Origin of the sequence: Chitinophaga silvisoli, assembly GCF_003412465.1 — a bacterium.
Classification (GTDB): Bacteria; Bacteroidota; Bacteroidia; order Chitinophagales; family Chitinophagaceae; genus Chitinophaga; species Chitinophaga silvisoli.
On sequence record NZ_QTJV01000002.1, the window covers coordinates 595,345 to 613,871 of the forward strand.

The window sequence follows — 18,527 nt, forward strand, 5'->3', positions numbered from 1 at the left end:
TATGCCCCAAATACCTATGCTATGTTTGAGACGAAAGGACCTACACACCTTGAGCTGCAAAACATTGATCCATATGAAATTGAATTTTTTCTCCCGAAACTCGAACAATCTTTACGGTTTACGTTCGATAATGATGAACTGAATAAGATAACTACATTCGGGGATCTCTGCGACTACATCGTTCATAAGCAGGAAGGAAAAGCGACAAATGACTGTACCTCACAGCAGGCATTTTACAGGATTCGGAAAGCAGTTCTCGACGCACAATTGTATGATAAAGAAACATTTAGCACGAAAACCAGCCTGGAAGAAATATTTCCCCGCAAACACCGGTACCAACTGGTCAAAAAATTCGAAACCCATTTAGGCTTTAAAGTACAGCTACTTCTACCCATGCGCTGGCTATTATTGTTATCACGCCTGGCGCTGCTGGTATCCGTGGTGACCATATTCTGCGAGTTTTTACCCGGGCTTGCAGGAGTGGTATTTTCCTTAGTAGCTATGCTTATATCAGGATTACCGGGTAAAAAACTGGCCGTAAAGACCGTCGGCCAACTGGCAAAAAAGATGGCAAAAGAGAACTTCAATGATATAAGACGTACACCGTCTGTTGTGGATGAAGAAGAAATAGTTCGAAAAATAAAGGCCCTGTTTAAAGAGCATTTCCCAATGTTAGATATATCTTCATTGACAAGAGATGCCCCTTTAACCTAAAATTTATTGCAGAAATGGAAGATGAACTGATTAATACAGATCTCGACGACATCAATGATCTGCTACCTAAAATTGAGACATCTTTTCGTATAAAATTCGATAAGTCAGACAAGATACATGTAAAAACCTTCGGTGAACTTTGTGATGTCATTATCAACAAAATTGAAGGCAATCATGTAAACGACTGTACTACCCAACAAGCATTCTATAAAATCCGGAAGGCAATCATCAACACACTACAATGTGATAGAGATGCTGTAAAACCGGGCAGCCAACTGGCTGAAATATTTCCCCGCACACATCGGCGGGCGCAGGTAAAGAAGCTCGAAAATGCACTGGGATGTAAGATCCACATCCTTGAGGCAAAAGCATGGTTATCCAACTCTCTGCTGGTAATTGCACTGGCCAGTCTTATTGTGATTTTCTTTTCTCCGTTAAACGGCCTTTTAGTCCTGGGTCTCTCTATCGCAGGTAGATGGCTGTCCTCCAAACAGGGTAAAGAGTTAAAGGTCCATACGGTAGAACAACTTGTAAAAAAGCTTACAAGAGAACACTATATGGACCTCAGACGCGCCCCAGGTACTGTAAACCGCACAGAGCTCATCACCCAAATCAAAGAGCTTTTCAAAGCAGACTTATACCTGGATGACAATGCACTGAGAGCAGACGCGCCATTGTATTGATTTTATTACAGACTAACCCCTGTCAGCTTTTTTGAAAGCTCCCATAGGCGATATGCCTGCTCCGGATCAACGGCATATGGCCTTACTCCTTGGGAAGGTGCATCCTGTTCAATTTCGGCCACATTACAATCTTCACAATACAGTCCTCCAAGCCCATCCAGCAGGGGAGAAGTGGCGGCCCACACCTGCGTGGCAGCACCTTGTTCAGGAGTCTTAAAAGTCGAATCAGCAGGATTGCCTTCCTGGTCTATCCAGCCTCTATTGACCATTTCATCATTCGTCAAAAACCGCTGCAGCGGTGTGATAATTTTCCCGGGATGAAGCGAGAATGCCCTTACACCTACCTCTTTTCCTAAAGTATCCAGGTGTACGGCGAACAATACATTGGCAGTCTTGGATTGGCCATAAGCCAGCCACTTGTCATAACCGGTATTAAAATGAATATCATCCCAGCGGATACCGGATAAGTGGTGCCCGGCAGATGAAACTGATACGACTCTTGCACCACCTGTCAACGCTGGCCAGAGATGATTTACCAATGCAAAATGGCCAAGGTGATTGACAGCAAATTGTGCTTCCCAGCCATCCCCGACACGACTTTCAGGACAAGCCATTATACCCGCGCTGTTGATCACGATGTCAATATGCTTTGTATTGAACAATACAGCATTCGCAAATTCCCTTACACTATTCAGATTCGCTAAATCCAGCTGTCCAACTTCAATATCAGAAAGCCCGCTTAATGCCTTCCTGGCAGCCACTACATCTCTCGCACCTACAATGATGCGGGCACCTGCTTTAGATAAGGCACGACTGGATTCCAGCCCTAAACCAGAATGGCCACCGGTAATGACTACCGTCTTTCCATGCAACTCCAGACCTGCTAACACTTCGTCAGCTGTCGAATTTTTATCATAACTCATCATAAAATGTTATTATTGAAATCTAAATTACGCCCTCTGAAGTAGATGATCTATACGCTTCAGTCCATAAAACTTATCCAATCGTCCAGAAAACTAGCTTATGGATACATTGTCAGACGTACTTGCCATTCTCCGGCCACAAACCTTTGTTTCAGCGGGCCTGGATGCGGGAAAAGAGTGGGCCATTCAGTTTCCTCCCCATGATGGAATTAAGTTCAATGCCATCCTGAAAGGTACTTGCTACCTGCAGGTAGAAGGAGATGAAAACGTGTACCTGTTACATGCCGGGGATTGTTTTCTGCTTACGAGTGGACGACGATTTGTGATGGGATCAGATTTATCCATCCCCACCATCCACTCGGATACGATTTTTAGCCATGCAAAAGATGGAATAGCCACCTGCAATGGGGGTGGTAGCTGCTTCCTCACAGGGGCGCGATTCCACTTTGGTGATCAATCTGCCAGGCTGCTTTTTGGGCAATTACCCCCGGTAGTATATGTACCTGAAAAATATGATCAGGCAGCGGTGTTGAGATGGGGAATTGAGCGTTTCACAACGGAATTCCGCTCGGAACGTTTTGGCAGGAGAACCATTCTTGAACACCTGGCCCCTATTATGCTGGTGCAGACTTTAAGGATCTACATGTCATCTCCTGGTGCAAAAAATACCGGTTGGTTTGCCGCAGTAGTACACCCTAATTTAGGCGTTGTCATGCAGGCAATACATAGCCGTCCGCAAGAGAAATGGACCGTTGAAAGTCTTAGTGAACTGGCATATATGTCCCGCTCAGGATTTGCGCTAAAATTCAGGCAGGTGATTGGACAGTCTCCGCTGGAATATTTGACACAGTGGCGAATGTTCATGGCTGCTGAATATCTGAAAAGCACGGACCAAAGCATCTCAGAAATTGCGCTGGCCGTAGGCTATGAATCTGAGAGTTCGTTTAGCGCAGCGTTTAAGAAGGTAATGGGAGCAGCACCCAGAAGCTATAAAGGGTCAGCCGTTAAATAGGCGATTTCTTTTTATTTCCCGTCCTTTCCTCAATTGCACAGCATGATATACGCTGGGTACATCATTGTACCAGTTCCTGATAATAAAGAGGATCAGGATGATCTCCAGACGGGTAGCCAGGCCAAAGTAAAAAGCAAATTGAAATAGTATGCCGGCTTTACAGCTGAGCATAATTTGTATGACGGATGCAAGAATGGTCAGGGTCCAGAACTTGGAAGCGATGGCATGGGTAGCTACTTCCTTTTTAAACCGAAGATAACTGATCATATAAGTGAGTGCCTCCGCAGCAAGAATGATCAGTAATTCAACGTAGTGATCCGATAGTCTATTCTCCCTTCCGCCATTTTTCTCTTCTTTTTATTTCCGCCTCACTCGTTTCATTGGATACATAAGAGCCAATCCGAACTTCTCCATCAGGCACATAGGCCGCCATAATTACCCCGGAAGGTGAGATCGCTGACTCCGTCATTTTCCATTGCTGCGCGGTCGTTCCTTCTGCAAACAATTTCTTTCCTTTCCCTAAGGTAAGCGGGTAAGTAAAGGTATATAACACATCTACCAGGTGATTTTCAAATAAGGTTTGTATCAGGCGGCCGCTACCGTGTACCAATAAATCCGGGCCATCCTGTTCCTTCAGTTTTTTCAGTTCATTGACCACATCAGTACTGATCAATATAGAATGCGCCCAGGAAGTATCAATAGGTGTAGTCGCTACAACGTACTTATTGATACGATTGAATTTCTCACCAATTGGATTATCGGCATTATAAGGCCAGTAAGCAGCAAATATTTCGTAGGTGCGCCGTCCCAGCAAGAGGTCGAATGGATTATTCATGATTTTCATTAGGGTATCCCTCAACAGTTCATCGGAATATCCGAACTGCCAGCCGCCCCATATGAATCCGTTGGTAGGATCTTCATCAGGTCCGCCGGGTGCCTGCAATACACCATCCATGGTCAGGAATGTGGTTACAATTATCTTTCGCATAGCTTATTTTTTTATTACCCTAAAAGTAAGTTGCTTCGATAAAAAGGATGGGGTAGGGGTACGACAATTATACTGGCTGGTTGCGACAACGACTGAGAACTCTAACATTGCCTCTTAAGCTCATTATTTTACTATAATGAAGGGCGATTTTATAAATCTTACAGTGAATTCACAAAATGCATACAATCGGGAAATTTAAGATAACAGAAGCTTTCAGGAATAAGCAGCAAAAGGAGATATTGGTAGGAAATCTGCTTGAAGGTAATATTGCTGTGGGCAATTTTATAAGCATTAAAACTGCAACGGATGAATTGGTGTTGAAGATTCTTGATATGGAAAAGGGAATAACGGTATCCGGCATTTCTTTCACAGGCCTTGTTATCGAATGTAATGATCAGTTGGAGCTTGCAATTTTAAGAAATATAGAAATTGACATTAAAGCGCAAAAGTTGCCATAAAACAAAAAAGGCCTGCATCTCTGCAAGCCTTCCCTTTTTCGCTCCCCTAAAGGGACAATTATCTAACCAATTTTTGAACGGCTTTCAATTATTTATCAAATTGTAAGTCGTCGAAGTTCGTCCTTAATTTCCTCCCAATCCTTTTTCTTATAACATATCGGATCGGGCATTTGATCGGCAATGGTAAAATCAGATAGTCCTTTAAGAACATCTTCAACTTCAAACCATGGATACTTCTTCTTATAAATTTCTAATAGGTCAGAAATTTTATTCGTTTCAAGAATCTCCGATAAGTCCCAGAAATCCTTCTTACGTCCTCCCCGTGAAATTGTGTCCAATTTCATTGCCGCAATATCCTCAATAGTGGCTAATCTGACTCCTTCTTCTTCTATTGGCGGAAATAAAAAAGGTGCATCCCAATACAGTAAATCTGTCTTAATAGCTGTTTCTTCATCATTTCCAATAAATAGATTAAATCCACGGTTGTTTACCAATCCAATAAACGGACTTATATCTTCTACATATCGGAATTGTAATTTTAGCACCTACAATATATAATCAAACGGAATCTCCTCATAAGGGCCATCACAAAACATATCAATGTCCACAGATTCCCTGTGTCCTCTTAACAAACTTAGAGCCGTGCCCCCAACTAATCTAAAATCAGACAATTCAGGCAAACTCATCAACCGGCTTAAAACATTGAAAAGTTCCTCGCTCGTTGTGTTCCGGTAGAGCATTTAAAATCACTATTGTGAAGGTGGAAAAGTCTACGTGATATAACTTGTGCCCGTGGCAGAAGGCGTTCTGAATTGGTAAGAATAGTTTGTACTTTCTGCCTGCCATAATAGCGAATAACTTCTCTAATATCATTTGAAGTTCCTCTTTCCATGGCTCTCACAACTGTAAATTCTGGATAACGATCAAAGTCTAATCGTTTCAGATCTACATCCCAGAAAGCTCTACGGGACAATGAAGGTTTCGCTATGTTAGAATTCGTTTGCACTATCCAAATATACTAAAAACAGGGAAGACTAATATCATAGTCCCAGGACTATAGTACTAGTTGATATGCACCAAAAACAAAAAAGGCTTGCATTTCTGCAAGCCTTCTATTTTCGCTCCCCCTGCTGGACTTGAACCAGCGACCCTCTGATTAACAGTCAGATGCTCTAACCAACTGAGCTAAGGAGGAGTGTTTTTCCCGTTTCGGGATTGCAAAGATAGACAATCTTTTATTTCTGCAAAATATTTTTCAAAATTATTTTACCAAAACCAACAATCTCTCTCCCACAGCACCTCTCCGCGTTGAAAAATTTACAAACTCCCCATCCAGCTTCGTCACCGGAAACCTCGGAAAAGACTTCAATACCTCACAATCATGCCCCTGCACCTCTAAACTATCCACCGCCTCCCTCGTCGTATACAACAACACCGGCGGCTGCATCAACGTATCCGACCTCAACACCGGCGCATCCAGGTAAAAATTAAACGCATAAGAGTTCTCCCTGTACATACACACCGCCCCTCCACGCAATTGCTCATTTGCATAAAACGCCGCCGAACTCCCACTCTGATACCCCAACACATCCGGATAAAACAACCCGTTCAAAAACAAATTTAATAACACTGACATCAAACATACCCTGAAAAATACTTTCTCCACCTTCACCACAAAAAATAATACCACCACACCCGCCATCAACCCTACAAACACATAATTGACCTGAGGCCTGTATAAAGCCCATAATCCCGCTATCGCCACTGCCATGACACCCATGATCACCTGCTGCGTGATAATAAAAAATCGAGGCTTATTTAGCGTAAGTATATACTGCGCCGTGAGAATCGCAAAAAATGGGAAAATGATATTCAGATAATGCGGCAACTGGAACTTCGATAAACTAAATAACAAAAACGTACTCAACGCCCCACTGATACAATAAAACTCCACCGCCACCTTCCGCTTCCTGATAAACTGTATCACCGCCGCATACAACATCACCGACCAGGGCAAAAACGCCCATAATACCGTATGGAAAAAGAACAAAGGATCCCCCGATCCCTTGATCGGCCCCGTATTCATAAACCGTCCAAACTGGCTATCCCAAAAGAAGAATCTGATACCAGATACCCCCGTCCGCCCAAACACCACCTTCTCCGGATGCGCATCAAACTGCCTGTACAAAGCATACAACTCCGGCGTAATAAACACCAACACCAATACCCCCACTATCAACCAGCGATAATGAAACAACTCCTTCCACTGCTTCGTAAAAATATACTGCCCCGCTATCGCACACCCCACCGGTACTAACGCAAACGGCCCCTTCGTCATCACCGCACAAGCCGTAAACAAAGCCCCCAACAACAAACGCCGCTTATACAAAAAGTAAACAGCCCCTATGATCAGACCGGTCAAATAAGGCTCCGCCCTCACATCCGTACTGGAAATCACCAGGTGCTCCGCCGTCAGTAAGATACATACAGACCACCGCGCTACCTTATCCCCATACAGATCAAAGGCAAAACGATACGTAAAGTATACCCCCATCATCAAAAATAGAAAGGCAGGCAACTTATAAGCAAAGGTATTTATACCGAAAATCTGATAGCTGAAAGCCATCATCCAGAAAGGAAAGTGAGGTTTGTCCAGCCAATCATGACCATCCGCAAACAAATTCAGATAATCATGATGCTGCACCATATACTTCGCAATACCAGCATACAATGCGCCATCGGGCTCCATGATCGTAACAGACAATCCTGTAATGTGCATAAAGATAAGCAGGCCTATAATCCACCAACTTATCTTCTTCTCAGAGAAGTTATCAGACATGCGCAAAGATTACATCGCTGACGCTAAATAGCAAGGTCTTTAATAGAAATTTAACACCCTGTCCGGGCAGAAATACCCTTTACCCCGTCCGGGCAGAAACACCCTTTACCCATCCGGGTACCATCATCCATGCATCCATTGTTGCATCCCAAACAACAAACTACCTCCACAAATCACCATCCAAACAACCCCGTCTTCTCCAGCCCCAGATACAATCCATCCTCCCGCTGCTCTATCGGATAGGTCTTCAAAAAATACCCCTCACCACTCGTATTCCGCCCATTCTTCACACTAAACCGGTACCTGTGCAACGGACATACCACATTCCCATCCTCATCTACCCAACCATCCACCATGATCCCACTCGCATGCGGACATTTATAAGCAAACGCATACAAAGCACCCTCATACCTCGTAAAAGAGATCTTCTTTCCCTCCACCTCCAGCACTGTCAGATCCTTTTCACCAATACCCGGATCGGAAAACCGGTGCCATGTATACGTCTTCGCCATAATTAATAAAAGAATTCAGATTTGTAAGGATAACGCTCCCTGTACAGCTGTGCCACCTTCTCCATAATCGTCTTCCGCAGCTCCTCCAGGTTCGTCCTCTCCAATGCAGAAATGAACACACAGTTCCCCTGTGTCCGGGTCTCCCAATCCGTCTTCAGCTGATTCAGGATATCCTGCTTCACATCATCTGCCAGCCACTTATCGAAGGTATTCTTCTCATACAGATCCATCTTGTTAAAGATCATGATCGTCGGCTTGTCAAAAGCTTTCAGCTCATGCAGGGTACGGTTCACCACTTCTACCTGGTCTTCATATTGCGGATGGGAAATATCTACCACATGCAGCAGGATATCACTCTCCCTCACCTCATCCAGCGTAGACTTAAAACTCTCCACCAGGTGGTGAGGCAGCTTGCGGATAAACCCTACCGTATCACTCAGCAGGAACGGTGTCTGGTCAAATACCACCTTACGGGTAGTCGTATCCAGGGTAGCAAACAACTTATTCTCTGCAAATACCTCACTCTTACTCAGCGTATTCATGATGGTACTCTTACCCACGTTGGTATATCCCACCAGCGCTACACGAATGAACTCCCCACGATCCTTACGCTGCGTAAGTGCCTGTTTATCAATCTCAGCCAGTCTCTTGCGCAACAAGGAGATCTTATCCTTCACAATACGGCGGTCCGTTTCTATCTCCGTTTCACCCGGACCACGGCTACCTATACCACCACCCTGTCTTTCCAGGTGACTCCACATACCTCTCAGTCTTGGCAGGATGTACTGGTACTGAGCCAGCTCCACCTGTACCTTTGCCTGGGCAGTACGGGCCCTGCGGGCGAAAATATCCAGGATCAGGTCACTACGGTCAATGACCTTGATTTTTAATACGTCCTGTATATTAGATATCTGGGAACCAGTCAGTTCATCATCGAAGATGACCAGGTTGATGTTTCTACCTTGTACAAAATCTCTTATTTCTTCCAGCTTTCCCTTTCCTACGAAAGTTGCTCTGTCAGGGTGCTGCAGCTTTTGGGTAAACCTTTTCACAGTCACAGCGCCGGCCGTCTCCGCCAGGAACACCAGCTCATCCAGGTACTCCTGTACCTGGCGCTCGTTGTTTTGCTCCTTATGGATCAATCCCACTATTACCACCCGCTCTTCCTGCTCAACAATTTGTTTTTTCTCAATCAATGTCTATAATAATTTTAGCAAAGGTAAGAAAAGCCCTCAGACTAACATTTTTCCATACTTTTAGCGTCCAAACAAAATCTGAACATGCATAAACCTTTTTTGTTAACATCACTATTCATCACAACTATGGCAATGGCCCAGGAGAAAATGACACCTGAACGGCTCTGGCAACTGGGCAGAGTGAGCGGGGAATCAGTTACGGCAGATGGAAAGTCTGTAATTTTTGGGGTAACAAACTATAACATCGCTGACAACAAAGGCGAGAAAAATCTCTGGTCCATTCCCCTGACCGGTGGCACAGCCAAACAACTCACCACCTCCCCCGGAGGCGAAGGAGATGTAAGCATCCTGCCTGGCAACAAAATCGGCTATTCCCTGAAAGGTCAATGGTGGGAAATGAACAGCGATGGCAGCAACCCTACACAAAAAACACACGGCGAAGAATCCCTGTCAAACATCCGCATCTCTCCCGATGGTAAATACATCCTCTTCTCCAAAGAAGTAAAAATGCAGAAAATAAGTGGCGCAGACCACTACGCAGACCTGCCTAAATCAAACGTGCAGATCTACGATAACCTGAACTATCGCCACTGGGATACCTGGGAGGATGGCAACTTCCAGCACGTATTCTACGCTACATACGAAGATGGTAAAATCGGTACCCCTGTCGATATCATGCAGGGCGAACCATACGATTGCCCTACCATGCCCTTCGGCGGCGCTGAAGATATGATCTGGAGCCCTGATAGCAAGAGCATCATCTATGTCACCAAGAAAAAGGTCGGCAAAGAATACGCCCTCAGTACCAACACCGACATTTACGAATATAACCTCGCTGACAAAACCACCAAAAACCTCTCTGAGGCTAACAAAGGTTACGATTTGAGCCCGGCTTTCAGCCCGGACGGCAAGTCCCTCGCATGGCTCTCCATGGCTCACGACGGTTATGAATCCGATAAAAACGACATCACCCTCCTGGACCGCAACACCGGTACCAAAACCAATCTGACCAAAGACTGGGATAATACCGTTGCATCTTTCAAATGGAGCAAAGATGGTAAACAGCTCTACTTCCTTGCAGTGATCAAAGGCACTGAACACCTGCACGAACTCACCCTGAGCTCCAAAGCCATCCGCCAGGTCACCACCGGCGACTTCGACATCTCCGCTATCGTAGGCCAGGCCGGCAATACCCTGGTAGTAGCCCGTACCGATATGAACCATGCCGCAGAACTCTTTACTGTAGCACTGCCCAAAGGTACTGTCACTCCGCTCACCAGTGTCAACAAAGCTATCTATGACAACACTGCTATGTGTAAAATAGAAAAACGCTGGACCAAAACTACGGACAACAAGGATATGCTGAGCTGGGTGATCTATCCGCCTAACTTCGATCCTAATAAGAAATATCCAACCCTGCTCTATTGCCAGGGTGGTCCTCAATCTGCTGTATCCCAGTTCTATTCCTACCGCTGGAACTTCCAGCTCATGGCTTCCCAGGGCTATATCATCGTAGCACCTAACCGCCGTGGTATGCCTGGTCATGGTGTGGAATGGAATGCAAGTATCAGTAAAGACTGGGGCGGTCAGCCCATCCGTGACTACCTGAGCGCTATCGACGACGTAAGCAGGGAACCTTATGTAGACAAGAGCCGGCTCGGTGCTGTCGGTGCCAGCTATGGCGGCTACTCTGTATATATGCTGGCCGGCGTTCATGAAAACCGCTTCAAAACCTTCATCGCCCACGATGGTCTCTTTGACCTGAAAAGCTGGTATGGTACTACCGAAGAACTGTTCTTTGCCAACTGGGATATCGGAGCTTACTTCGATCCGGCAAATGCAAATGCTTACAAACAATTCAACCCAAGTGAGTATGCGAACAAATGGAATACTCCCATCCTTATCATCCAGGGCGGTATAGACTTCCGCGTTCCTATCGAACAGGGTTTACAAGCCTTCCAGCTCGCACAACTGAAAGGTATCAAGAGCAAACTGCTCTACTTCCCTGAGGAAAACCACTGGGTGCTAAAGCCGCAAAACGCTTTGGTATGGCAGCGTGAATTCTTCAGCTGGCTCTCCGAAACTTTATAATGAAATGAGGTTGTACCAAAAGTAATTTGAGGGAATCTCAATTTATTTCCGGTACAACCTCTTCTGTTTAAAATTACCCCCAATGAATACAATCCATCTCCACGTACAAGACAACATCGCTACCATTACACTTAATCGCCCCGACGTTTACAACGCATTTAATGATGAACAAAGCTATGAGCTGCAGGATGCCCTGAAGCAGGTGGAAAAAGATCCGCTGGTAAGAGCTGTAATACTCACCGGTGCGGGCAAAGCCTTCTGTAGCGGCCAGGACCTGAAAGCGGCCATGGATGCAGGCGACCGTAAGCTGAGTGAATCACTGCATAAACGCTATAACCCCATAATACGGGCTATCCGCAATATGCCCAAACCTGTCATCTGCAAACTCAATGGCGTGGCCGCCGGTGCCGGATGCTCCCTGGCATTGGCCTGCGACCTGATCATAGCCAGCGAAACCGCTTCGCTGATCGAGATCTTTATCAATATTGCGCTGGTGCTGGACTCCGGGTCATCTTATTTCCTGCCCCGTACTGTAGGCTATCACAGGGCTTTTGAACTGGCTACCAAAGCCACTAAACTCTCTGCCACCGAAGCAAAGGAACTGGGACTCGTCAATAAAGTCGTGAAAGGAGAGGAGCTGGATCAGGCCGTGCAGGAAGAAGCATTGTTTTATGCCAATGCACCTACCAAAGCCATTGCATTGTTAAAGAAAATGCTGACCAAAGGCATGACTGAAGACCTGGATGCTGTACTGGATTACGAAGCATATTGCCAGGAGATCGCCGGTAAAACTGCGGATAATAAAGAGGGAATCAGGGCATTCATCGAAAAAAGAAAGCCCGTCTTTACAGGTCAATAAACCACATAAAAACACATAGCGGTCTGACCAAAGGCCAGACCGCTACAATAATATCATGTCAGATACAATTACAGACCACTCACGCTAATCCCAAAGGAGTAAGCATTTACAGCATATGTATTGTTATCCTTGAATAAGCCGTTCAGCGCATAAGTACCAAACAAAGCCCAGTTACCATATCCAATTCTTGCAGTACCCGCAAAACGGAAGGTATTGAACCAATACTTACTACTTTCTTTTTCAATCACTTTGAACCCAGTCAGGTTACCAACAGTACGGGTATGTGCATTCAGCAGATAACCTACTTTCAGACCAAGCGCCGCTTTGAAACCTTTGTTCGCATTATCTGGTACCTGGCGGAAACGCAGTTCCAATGGGATCTCCAGGTAGGTAGTCGCCAGTTTAGACTTTTTATACGCATCAGTAGCAGTCCTGGTAGGTGCAGTCGTGTTAGTGATGTCCAGAACCATGTTATTGAAGATATAGTTATCATTCCCTATACCAAGACCGGGAGCCAGGCTAAAATTACTTCCTGTCAGCGGAATATCGTACATCAGGGCAACATTGAGGGTCCGGTTAAACTTGGTATCAAGGTTACCGGCACCTGTGCCGGACAAACCAACATAACCCAATTCGACTACCAGAAAATCCTTGGAATGCTGTGCCGCACTCTTTGCTTTTGCCGAAACCATTGTGCTGGCAGGGTTGTCCTGGGCAAAAATTCCGTAAGAAAGCCCCAGTAATCCAAGCGTAAAGAATATTTTCTTCATGTTTAAGTATAAAGTCTTGAAAAAGAATATTAGGCAAATTTAATGGAATAGGAATAAAACAAAGGGTTAAAATATTCCCAAAAATCTCATTACCCTTCCAGAGCCCCCTTTTTGTAAAATGAATTATAATCTATAACTTTTGCAGCTTAATTTGTTTAGACACCTATGATCGAGAATGCCCCTGCTGAAGAGGAACAGGAAATACCTGATGCCTGTTTTCAATGCAATAGCCCGGATTATGAACCCGGCTACCAGGTGAAGTTGTGTAAAGCCTGCCGGAAACGATTTAGCCGCTACCCGTTAAGCAGAAACATCGTACTTGGAGCTATTGGCTTAGCCATCCTCTTCGCCTTTTCTGTCTATAAATTCCGGGAGCAGTTCAAAGCAGCCATCACCTATGAAAAAGGACTTGACTTTGCCGATAACAGGGAGTTTATTTCCGCCCAGGCAGCATTCTATCACATACTCCGCCTGTACCCAGAGCATGAAAAATCAAAAGTACACCTGCTCAAAGCCTATTTTTTCAACGATAATACTGAACAAACCACCGCGCTTTTAGCGCAACTGGATGCTAAACCGGATTATAAAATCAATCCCGGCCTGGAAGAAGAAGTGGAAAGCGTGAGGGAAATGTGGCTTAAAAACAAAGAACAAAGTGAAGAATTGGGCACCGCAGCTATGTATTTCTTAGATAAGCGCTTTACTGAAGCTGACAGCCTGTTAAAAATAATCATCCATAAAAACCCTACAAACTGGTTCGCTTCCCGCCTCCTCTCTGCCTGTCTGAGACAGGAAAAGAAATACACTGAAGCACTATCCGAAATCAACCGCACACTATCCTATAATCACCAGCAATCAGCCGCCCTCGCAGAAAAAGCGATTGTACAGCTCATGCTGAATAAAGACAAAGAAGCACTGGCACTGGCAGAACAAGCTGACAAATTAGAACCACTTAACAGCACCAACCTGTTCACCCTCGGCGTAGCCAGGTATTACAACAATGATATAGCAGGTGCCAGGGAAGCCCTCCGCAAAATGGATGGTCTGGCTACCGATTCCTATCACCCTGCCGATTCCCTCAATCGCATCATCACCCAACACATTAATCTCAGGACCTTATGATCTTTGTACCCGGTATATATATCGCCCTCATCACCTTCCCAGGTATCGTTGTACACGAATTCGCGCACCAGTTATTCTGCCGGATCTTCGGCGTAGCAGTATTTGATGTGAAATATTTCCAGATGGCCGACCCGGCAGGATATGTAAAGCATGAACCAGTACGCAATCCTGTTCACCAGCTGTTCATCTGTATCGGACCATTTTTTATCAATACCTTATTGGGATTGGCAATCGCCTTTCCTGCAGCTGTTCCCGTATTTATTCTTGGAGAGGGCAACTTCCTCGACTTCGTAATGCTGTATTTCGGTTTCTCTATCGCGATGCACGCCTTCCCCAGCATCACCGATGCCAAGGTAATGTGGGAAACCATCTGGCATGGTGAAAACACGCCCATGTGGCTCAAAGTTCTCACCGTACCCATTGTAGCATTGATCTACCTGGGCGCAGCAGGCTCCATGTTCTGGTTAAATTTATTGTATGGAATGGGAATAGCGTTTGGCGTACCAGTGCTGATTATTAAAATGCTGGCTAATTATTGCTAGCTGAAGAGGTACAATACATCCTCTTTTGTCAGCTTCTTGATAAAGCCACTATCGTCTGCAATGATTTCTTTCACCAGCGATTTCTTACGCTCCTGCAACTGAAGGATTTTTTCCTCTACGGTATCCTTACAGATCATGCGGTAAGCAAAGATATTTTTCGTTTGCCCGATACGGTGTGTACGGTCTATCGCCTGTTGCTCTACTGCCGGGTTCCACCAGGGGTCTACGATATATACATAGTCTGCCGCAGTGAGGTTCAGACCCACACCACCCGCTTTGAGTGAGATGAGGAATACACGGCATTCTTCATTGTTCTGGAAATTCTGGATCGCTCTTTCACGCTCGCTGGTGCTGGTGCTACCATCGAAGTACTCAAACTGAACTTTCATATGCTGCAGCTTTTCCCGGATCAGTCCCAGCATACCGAGGAACTGGGAGAAGATCAGCACCTTGTGATTACTGATGTTTTCCGACATCTCACGGGTCAGCTCATGCAATTTCACGGAGTGATTCGGATATTGTTCTGCTTCATTCAGGATAGCAGGAGAGTCGCAGATCTGGCGCAGCTTCATCAGGCCTTGCAGGATGGTGAGCTGGGAACGCTCCATACCCTGGTCTTCTATCACACCCAGGATCTTGCTGCGGTAAGAGTTGCGGTACGCATCATAAATATGGCGTTGCTCCGCATCCATTTCACAGAAGATCACGGTCTCTATTTTCTCAGGCAGATCTTTCGCTACCTGCTCCTTGGTACGGCGCAGTATGAAAGGATAGATCAGTTTACGCAGGTGATCCTTGCGCTCTTCGTCCTGGAACTTGTCAATGGGTGTGGCAAATTCATTGCGGAAGAAGTCCACGCTGCCCAGCATTCCCGGGTTCAGGAAGTTCATCTGGGCATAGATATCGAAGGTGTTGTTCTGCATCGGGGTACCACTCAGGGCCAGCTTGTTGCGGGTATTGAGCAGTTGTGCAGCCTTGGTCACCTTACTCTGCGGGTTCTTGATAGCCTGCGATTCATCCAGCACTACATAATCCAGCGCCAGTTTCATCAGCAATGTGATGTCACTGCGCAGGGTACCATAGGTGGTGATCAGGATATCGAATTGTTGTAAAGTTTCTGCATCCTTCAGTCGGGCAGGGCCATGGTGAATATGATATCTCATGGAAGGGGTAAACTTCCTGATTTCATTCTCCCAGTTATAGATCAGCGTGGTAGGACATACTACCAGCGCCATGCATTTACCTTCGTTCTTGTTCTTGTAATGCTGGATAAAGGTCAGCGCCTGGATCGTCTTACCAAGACCCATATCATCTGCCAGGATCCCACCCCACTTCACTTCATCCAGGTAGTTCAGCCACTGGAAACCGCTTTCCTGGTAAGGACGCAGGGTCGCTTCCAGGTTATAAGGCAGCTCGATATTCCGGATCTCGTCAAACTGCAGCAGCTTTTTACGCTTGCTTTCCAGCTCCATCAGGATCGCTTCGTCATCGATAAACTCATAGAGCTCATCGATCACGCTGAAGTTGTACTTACTCAGTTTCAGCGCACCCTTATCTTTTTCTTCCCCGATTTTGAAGAGCAGGGAGTATTTTTTCAGCCATTCTTCCGGCAGCAGGCCCAGGGAGCCATCTGCCAGCTGTACATAGTTCTGCTTGTTGTTCAGCGCATGCTTGATGTCGCGGATGCTCACCTTCTGGTCTCCATACAGCACTTCGATCTGTGCATCGAACCAGTCGATACCAGAGCTGATCTGTAAATTGGTCACCGGCTTGTAGGCACTGAACTTAAAGTTCTTCAGGTTCTCAAACCCGAACACACGTACGTTCATTTCCTTCAGGGCATCGAAGAAGAGGAAGAACCAGTTGTTCTTCAGCGCTTCTTTTGCTCTCAGGAAGAAGTAGTTGTTGTTGGTAGGTGTAGCGAAGCTGGTATGCAGGCTGGCCAGCTTTTCCACGAATTGCTGTTCCGCCTCTTTGTTACGGTGAATGATCAGCACCTTATTTCCTTCCTGCACGGTGATTTTTGCATCGTCATTCCACTCCACTTCCTGCCCGTGATAGGCGAAGCCCGGCTGGATAATGAATGTTTCACCTACTTCACGCAGGAATACCCTTGCCTCCGGCACCACATCATCTACTTCAGCCAGCAGGGTATGATCAAATTGTATGTTATACTGTTTGCTCAGTGGCAACAGGTAATCTTTCAGGTAAGTACTCCATTCCCCGGCTGGTATGCGCAGGCGGCCCTGTTCGCGGAACAGTTCTACATGCAGCGCATCCTGAGGATTTTCGAACAGGTACAGCACTTTGTTTTTCAGGAACAGAATAGGGCTATCCCATTCATTGTCCGATACACTCATCAGTTCCCCCTGTATAGATACATGGCAGGTAATCTCGATCGCATCCTTACCGGCATGCGTCTTGAAGATAGGCTGCAGCCTTTCGCCTGCCAGCTGTACGGGCTGGAGATTTTTGGTTTTGAATGGCTGACGGTTAGGGAGCAGGAACAATAAGCCATGGGCTGCTATCTGCGGAAACAGTTTGGCAAGCTTGGGATGCAGGTACTCCAGCATCAGCTCCTTGGTTTCTGTAGGCAGCGCCGACTCATTATTATCATGGGTAATGTTTTCCCAGATGCCCGCAAAAGGGGAGTTCTTGCTCAGGAACTTGCTCACCTCTGTACCCTGTACCTTGCGGACAGGCGTAATGAGATCGCGATCCTGTTCTTTATATTGGTAAAAATCTACGTACTTGGTCAGATCCAGTTTATTCACCAGCGATACAAAGGCATCCTGTTCATCGTTTACTTCTCCGCTTACGAGGTCGATCCTGAAGAAAGGATACAGCGGATCGTTGGCATTGAATACCACACCTACTCTATGCGTGATTACTGCCGCGGTCTCAGTAGGAGGGGGCGGAGCTGGCTGCCGGCCGGCATTCAGGCCATCCACTCTCTTGATGCTGGGGTCCAGTACCCGCAGGAAAGGTTTCCCTTCCATATAGGCAAAGGTGAATTTCCCTTCCAGGTCATCACTGAGGGAGTAACCATACAGCGCAAGCAGTTTGTTTTTCTCCTTGTCCCAGTTACGCAGGCTATCGAAATAGTAAGGTCCGTTATTGTTCAGCAGGTTCAGGAAGAGGGCGGTCTTGTGCTTACAGATGGCATGTTCCGACTCATCGCAGGTACAGCTGGTGTCGAAGAAGCGTTCCTCATTCCGCTGCAGAATTACAGGGTATTCGACACCGTTCTCCTTCACAATCGCTTCTACTTTCTCATCTTTGGCTGACTGAACCTTGATAGCTTTACTTTGTTTGGCCAGTTTCTCTGCTTCCATGAACAGGTCATTGGAGGTCAGGAGCTTCAGGGCCTTAATATCAATCGACTTTATTTTCACCAGCGTATGCTGCTGGTTATACGAAGTATCGAAATTTTCAAACTGATTTTTATCCAGCATCTCCTGCAACTGGAACATAGCAGCAGCCTCATGGCGGCAAATGTCTCCCAGGTTGTAGGGACATTGACAGCGCACAGACATGATGCTGGTCTCATGATATTTGTTGATGGAAACGCGGTAATAGTTAGCGTGGGTATCGCTCTTCACCCTAAAGGTGGCCGATTTCAGGATAGGGTCTGCCTCGATCAATTCCACGCCACCAGTAGCAAATATGCGTTTCCCCCTGCGGATTACCTCATCGGTTCCGTTATTGTACACATATTTGAGCAACTGGGGTAGCGACATAGTATCAGTTTGCCTTATTTTATTCTGACCACTTGCGGGTTAAAAACTAAAATATTTAGCAGATGGCTAGAAGGCAAT

General features: G+C 45.9%; 17 protein-coding genes, 1 tRNA gene and 1 pseudogene. 8 read left to right on the forward strand and 11 right to left on the reverse strand.

Annotated features, from left to right (window positions below; genetic code table 11):
* Window positions 1-21 precede the first annotated feature (21 nt).
* Together DXN04_RS08520 and DXN04_RS08525 are read left to right on the forward strand one after the other, a co-directional pair.
* Window positions 22-714 (forward strand): hypothetical protein, encoded by a 693-nt coding sequence (locus tag DXN04_RS08520; RefSeq protein WP_116852904.1) that lies wholly within the window; start codon window positions 22-24, stop codon window positions 712-714.
* Between the two features lie 14 nt (window positions 715-728).
* Entirely contained in the window at window positions 729-1,397 is a 669-nt protein-coding gene (locus tag DXN04_RS08525) for a hypothetical protein (RefSeq protein ID WP_116852905.1), read from the forward strand.
* Window positions 1,398-1,402: 5 nt separating this feature from the next.
* Here DXN04_RS08525 and DXN04_RS08530 read toward each other — a convergent pair whose 3' ends face one another.
* Entirely contained in the window at window positions 1,403-2,323 is a 921-nt protein-coding gene (locus DXN04_RS08530) for an SDR family NAD(P)-dependent oxidoreductase (RefSeq protein ID WP_116852906.1), read from the reverse strand.
* 97 nt (window positions 2,324-2,420) lie between these two features.
* On the opposite strand from DXN04_RS08530, the gene DXN04_RS08535 reads away from it, so the two are divergent.
* Entirely contained in the window at window positions 2,421-3,332 is a 912-nt protein-coding gene (locus tag DXN04_RS08535) for an AraC family transcriptional regulator (protein WP_116852907.1), read from the forward strand.
* Here DXN04_RS08535 and DXN04_RS08540 read toward each other — a convergent pair.
* Both DXN04_RS08540 and DXN04_RS08545 read right to left on the reverse strand, forming a co-directional pair.
* Entirely contained in the window at window positions 3,318-3,599 is a 282-nt protein-coding gene (locus DXN04_RS08540) for a hypothetical protein (protein ID WP_116852908.1), read from the reverse strand. The genes DXN04_RS08535 and DXN04_RS08540 overlap by 15 nt on opposite strands.
* A 58-nt stretch (window positions 3,600-3,657) precedes the next feature.
* Window positions 3,658-4,320 carry a dihydrofolate reductase family protein gene (locus DXN04_RS08545; protein ID WP_116852909.1) on the reverse strand — a complete coding sequence of 221 codons (663 nt, stop codon included), beginning with the start codon at window positions 4,318-4,320 and terminating at the stop codon, window positions 3,658-3,660.
* A gap of 176 nt (window positions 4,321-4,496) precedes the next feature.
* Between DXN04_RS08545 and DXN04_RS08550 the strand changes: the two genes are divergently transcribed.
* Window positions 4,497-4,778, forward strand: coding sequence for a hypothetical protein (locus DXN04_RS08550; protein WP_116852911.1), 282 nt, complete (start codon window positions 4,497-4,499; stop codon window positions 4,776-4,778).
* A 95-nt stretch (window positions 4,779-4,873) separates the two neighbouring features.
* Here DXN04_RS08550 and DXN04_RS08555 read toward each other — a convergent pair.
* The 6 genes and pseudogenes from DXN04_RS08555 to hflX form a co-directional block, all read right to left on the reverse strand.
* Window positions 4,874-5,518 (reverse strand): annotated as a pseudogene (locus DXN04_RS08555) (nucleotidyl transferase AbiEii/AbiGii toxin family protein).
* Window positions 5,473-5,784, reverse strand: coding sequence for a DUF6922 domain-containing protein (locus tag DXN04_RS35755; protein ID WP_394337836.1), 312 nt, complete (start codon window positions 5,782-5,784; stop codon window positions 5,473-5,475). Before DXN04_RS35755 ends, DXN04_RS08555 begins: the two are co-directional and overlap by 46 nt.
* 115 nt (window positions 5,785-5,899) lie before the next feature.
* Window positions 5,900-5,973 (reverse strand) — tRNA-Asn (locus tag DXN04_RS08565).
* 66 nt (window positions 5,974-6,039) lie between these two features.
* Window positions 6,040-7,617, reverse strand: coding sequence for an ArnT family glycosyltransferase (locus DXN04_RS08570; protein WP_233525542.1), 1,578 nt, complete (start codon window positions 7,615-7,617; stop codon window positions 6,040-6,042).
* Between the two features lie 173 nt (window positions 7,618-7,790).
* Window positions 7,791-8,129, reverse strand: coding sequence for a Rieske (2Fe-2S) protein (locus DXN04_RS08575; protein ID WP_116852915.1), 339 nt, complete (start codon window positions 8,127-8,129; stop codon window positions 7,791-7,793).
* 2 nt (window positions 8,130-8,131) lie between these two features.
* Complete coding sequence (hflX, locus tag DXN04_RS08580) at window positions 8,132-9,325, reverse strand: GTPase HflX (protein WP_116852917.1); 1,194 nt, start codon at window positions 9,323-9,325, stop codon at window positions 8,132-8,134.
* 84 nt (window positions 9,326-9,409) lie between these two features.
* Between hflX and DXN04_RS08585 the strand changes: the two genes are divergently transcribed.
* Window positions 9,410-11,416 (forward strand): S9 family peptidase, encoded by a 2,007-nt coding sequence (locus DXN04_RS08585; RefSeq protein ID WP_116852918.1) that lies wholly within the window; start codon window positions 9,410-9,412, stop codon window positions 11,414-11,416.
* 82 nt (window positions 11,417-11,498) lie between these two features.
* On the forward strand, window positions 11,499-12,275 hold the full coding sequence (locus DXN04_RS08590; protein WP_116852919.1) for an enoyl-CoA hydratase-related protein: 777 nt from the start codon (window positions 11,499-11,501) through the stop codon (window positions 12,273-12,275).
* A gap of 68 nt (window positions 12,276-12,343) precedes the next feature.
* Here the strand turns inward: DXN04_RS08590 and DXN04_RS08595 are convergent, their stop codons facing one another.
* Window positions 12,344-13,045, reverse strand: a complete 702-nt coding sequence (locus DXN04_RS08595) for a porin family protein (protein ID WP_116852921.1) — start codon at window positions 13,043-13,045, stop codon at window positions 12,344-12,346.
* 165 nt (window positions 13,046-13,210) lie between these two features.
* On the opposite strand from DXN04_RS08595, the gene DXN04_RS08600 reads away from it, so the two are divergent.
* Both DXN04_RS08600 and DXN04_RS08605 read left to right on the forward strand, forming a co-directional pair.
* Window positions 13,211-14,167, forward strand: a complete 957-nt coding sequence (locus DXN04_RS08600; RefSeq protein ID WP_116852922.1) for a tetratricopeptide repeat protein — start codon at window positions 13,211-13,213, stop codon at window positions 14,165-14,167.
* Entirely contained in the window at window positions 14,164-14,709 is a 546-nt protein-coding gene (locus tag DXN04_RS08605) for a metalloprotease family protein (protein WP_233525543.1), read from the forward strand. The genes DXN04_RS08600 and DXN04_RS08605 overlap by 4 nt, the downstream gene beginning before the upstream one ends.
* On the opposite strand, the gene DXN04_RS08610 is transcribed toward DXN04_RS08605, so the two are convergent.
* Window positions 14,706-18,449 carry a DEAD/DEAH box helicase gene (locus tag DXN04_RS08610; protein ID WP_116852924.1) on the reverse strand — a complete coding sequence of 1,248 codons (3,744 nt, stop codon included), beginning with the start codon at window positions 18,447-18,449 and terminating at the stop codon, window positions 14,706-14,708. The genes DXN04_RS08605 and DXN04_RS08610 overlap by 4 nt on opposite strands.
* Window positions 18,450-18,527: the final 78 nt, after the last annotated feature.

What these genes read in the sequence shown, in the direction of transcription:
- DXN04_RS08520 (WP_116852904.1), top strand. Translation starts at nt 22, where the DNA reads ATGTTTGAGACGAAAGGACCTACACACCTTGAGCTGCAAAACATTGAT.
- DXN04_RS08525 (WP_116852905.1), top strand. Translation starts at nt 729, where the DNA reads ATGGAAGATGAACTGATTAATACAGATCTCGACGACATCAATGATCTG.
- DXN04_RS08530 (WP_116852906.1), bottom strand. Translation starts at nt 2,323, where the DNA reads ATGATGAGTTATGATAAAAATTCGACAGCTGACGAAGTGTTAGCAGGT.
- DXN04_RS08535 (WP_116852907.1), top strand. Translation starts at nt 2,421, where the DNA reads ATGGATACATTGTCAGACGTACTTGCCATTCTCCGGCCACAAACCTTT.
- DXN04_RS08540 (WP_116852908.1), bottom strand. Translation starts at nt 3,599, where the DNA reads ATGATCAGTTATCTTCGGTTTAAAAAGGAAGTAGCTACCCATGCCATC.
- DXN04_RS08545 (WP_116852909.1), bottom strand. Translation starts at nt 4,320, where the DNA reads ATGCGAAAGATAATTGTAACCACATTCCTGACCATGGATGGTGTATTG.
- DXN04_RS08550 (WP_116852911.1), top strand. Translation starts at nt 4,497, where the DNA reads ATGCATACAATCGGGAAATTTAAGATAACAGAAGCTTTCAGGAATAAG.
- DXN04_RS08570 (WP_233525542.1), bottom strand. Translation starts at nt 7,617, where the DNA reads ATGTCTGATAACTTCTCTGAGAAGAAGATAAGTTGGTGGATTATAGGC.
- DXN04_RS08575 (WP_116852915.1), bottom strand. Translation starts at nt 8,129, where the DNA reads ATGGCGAAGACGTATACATGGCACCGGTTTTCCGATCCGGGTATTGGT.
- DXN04_RS08585 (WP_116852918.1), top strand. Translation starts at nt 9,410, where the DNA reads ATGCATAAACCTTTTTTGTTAACATCACTATTCATCACAACTATGGCA.
- DXN04_RS08590 (WP_116852919.1), top strand. Translation starts at nt 11,499, where the DNA reads ATGAATACAATCCATCTCCACGTACAAGACAACATCGCTACCATTACA.
- DXN04_RS08595 (WP_116852921.1), bottom strand. Translation starts at nt 13,045, where the DNA reads ATGAAGAAAATATTCTTTACGCTTGGATTACTGGGGCTTTCTTACGGA.
- DXN04_RS08600 (WP_116852922.1), top strand. Translation starts at nt 13,211, where the DNA reads ATGATCGAGAATGCCCCTGCTGAAGAGGAACAGGAAATACCTGATGCC.
- DXN04_RS08605 (WP_233525543.1), top strand. Translation starts at nt 14,164, where the DNA reads ATGATCTTTGTACCCGGTATATATATCGCCCTCATCACCTTCCCAGGT.
- DXN04_RS08610 (WP_116852924.1), bottom strand. Translation starts at nt 18,449, where the DNA reads ATGTCGCTACCCCAGTTGCTCAAATATGTGTACAATAACGGAACCGAT.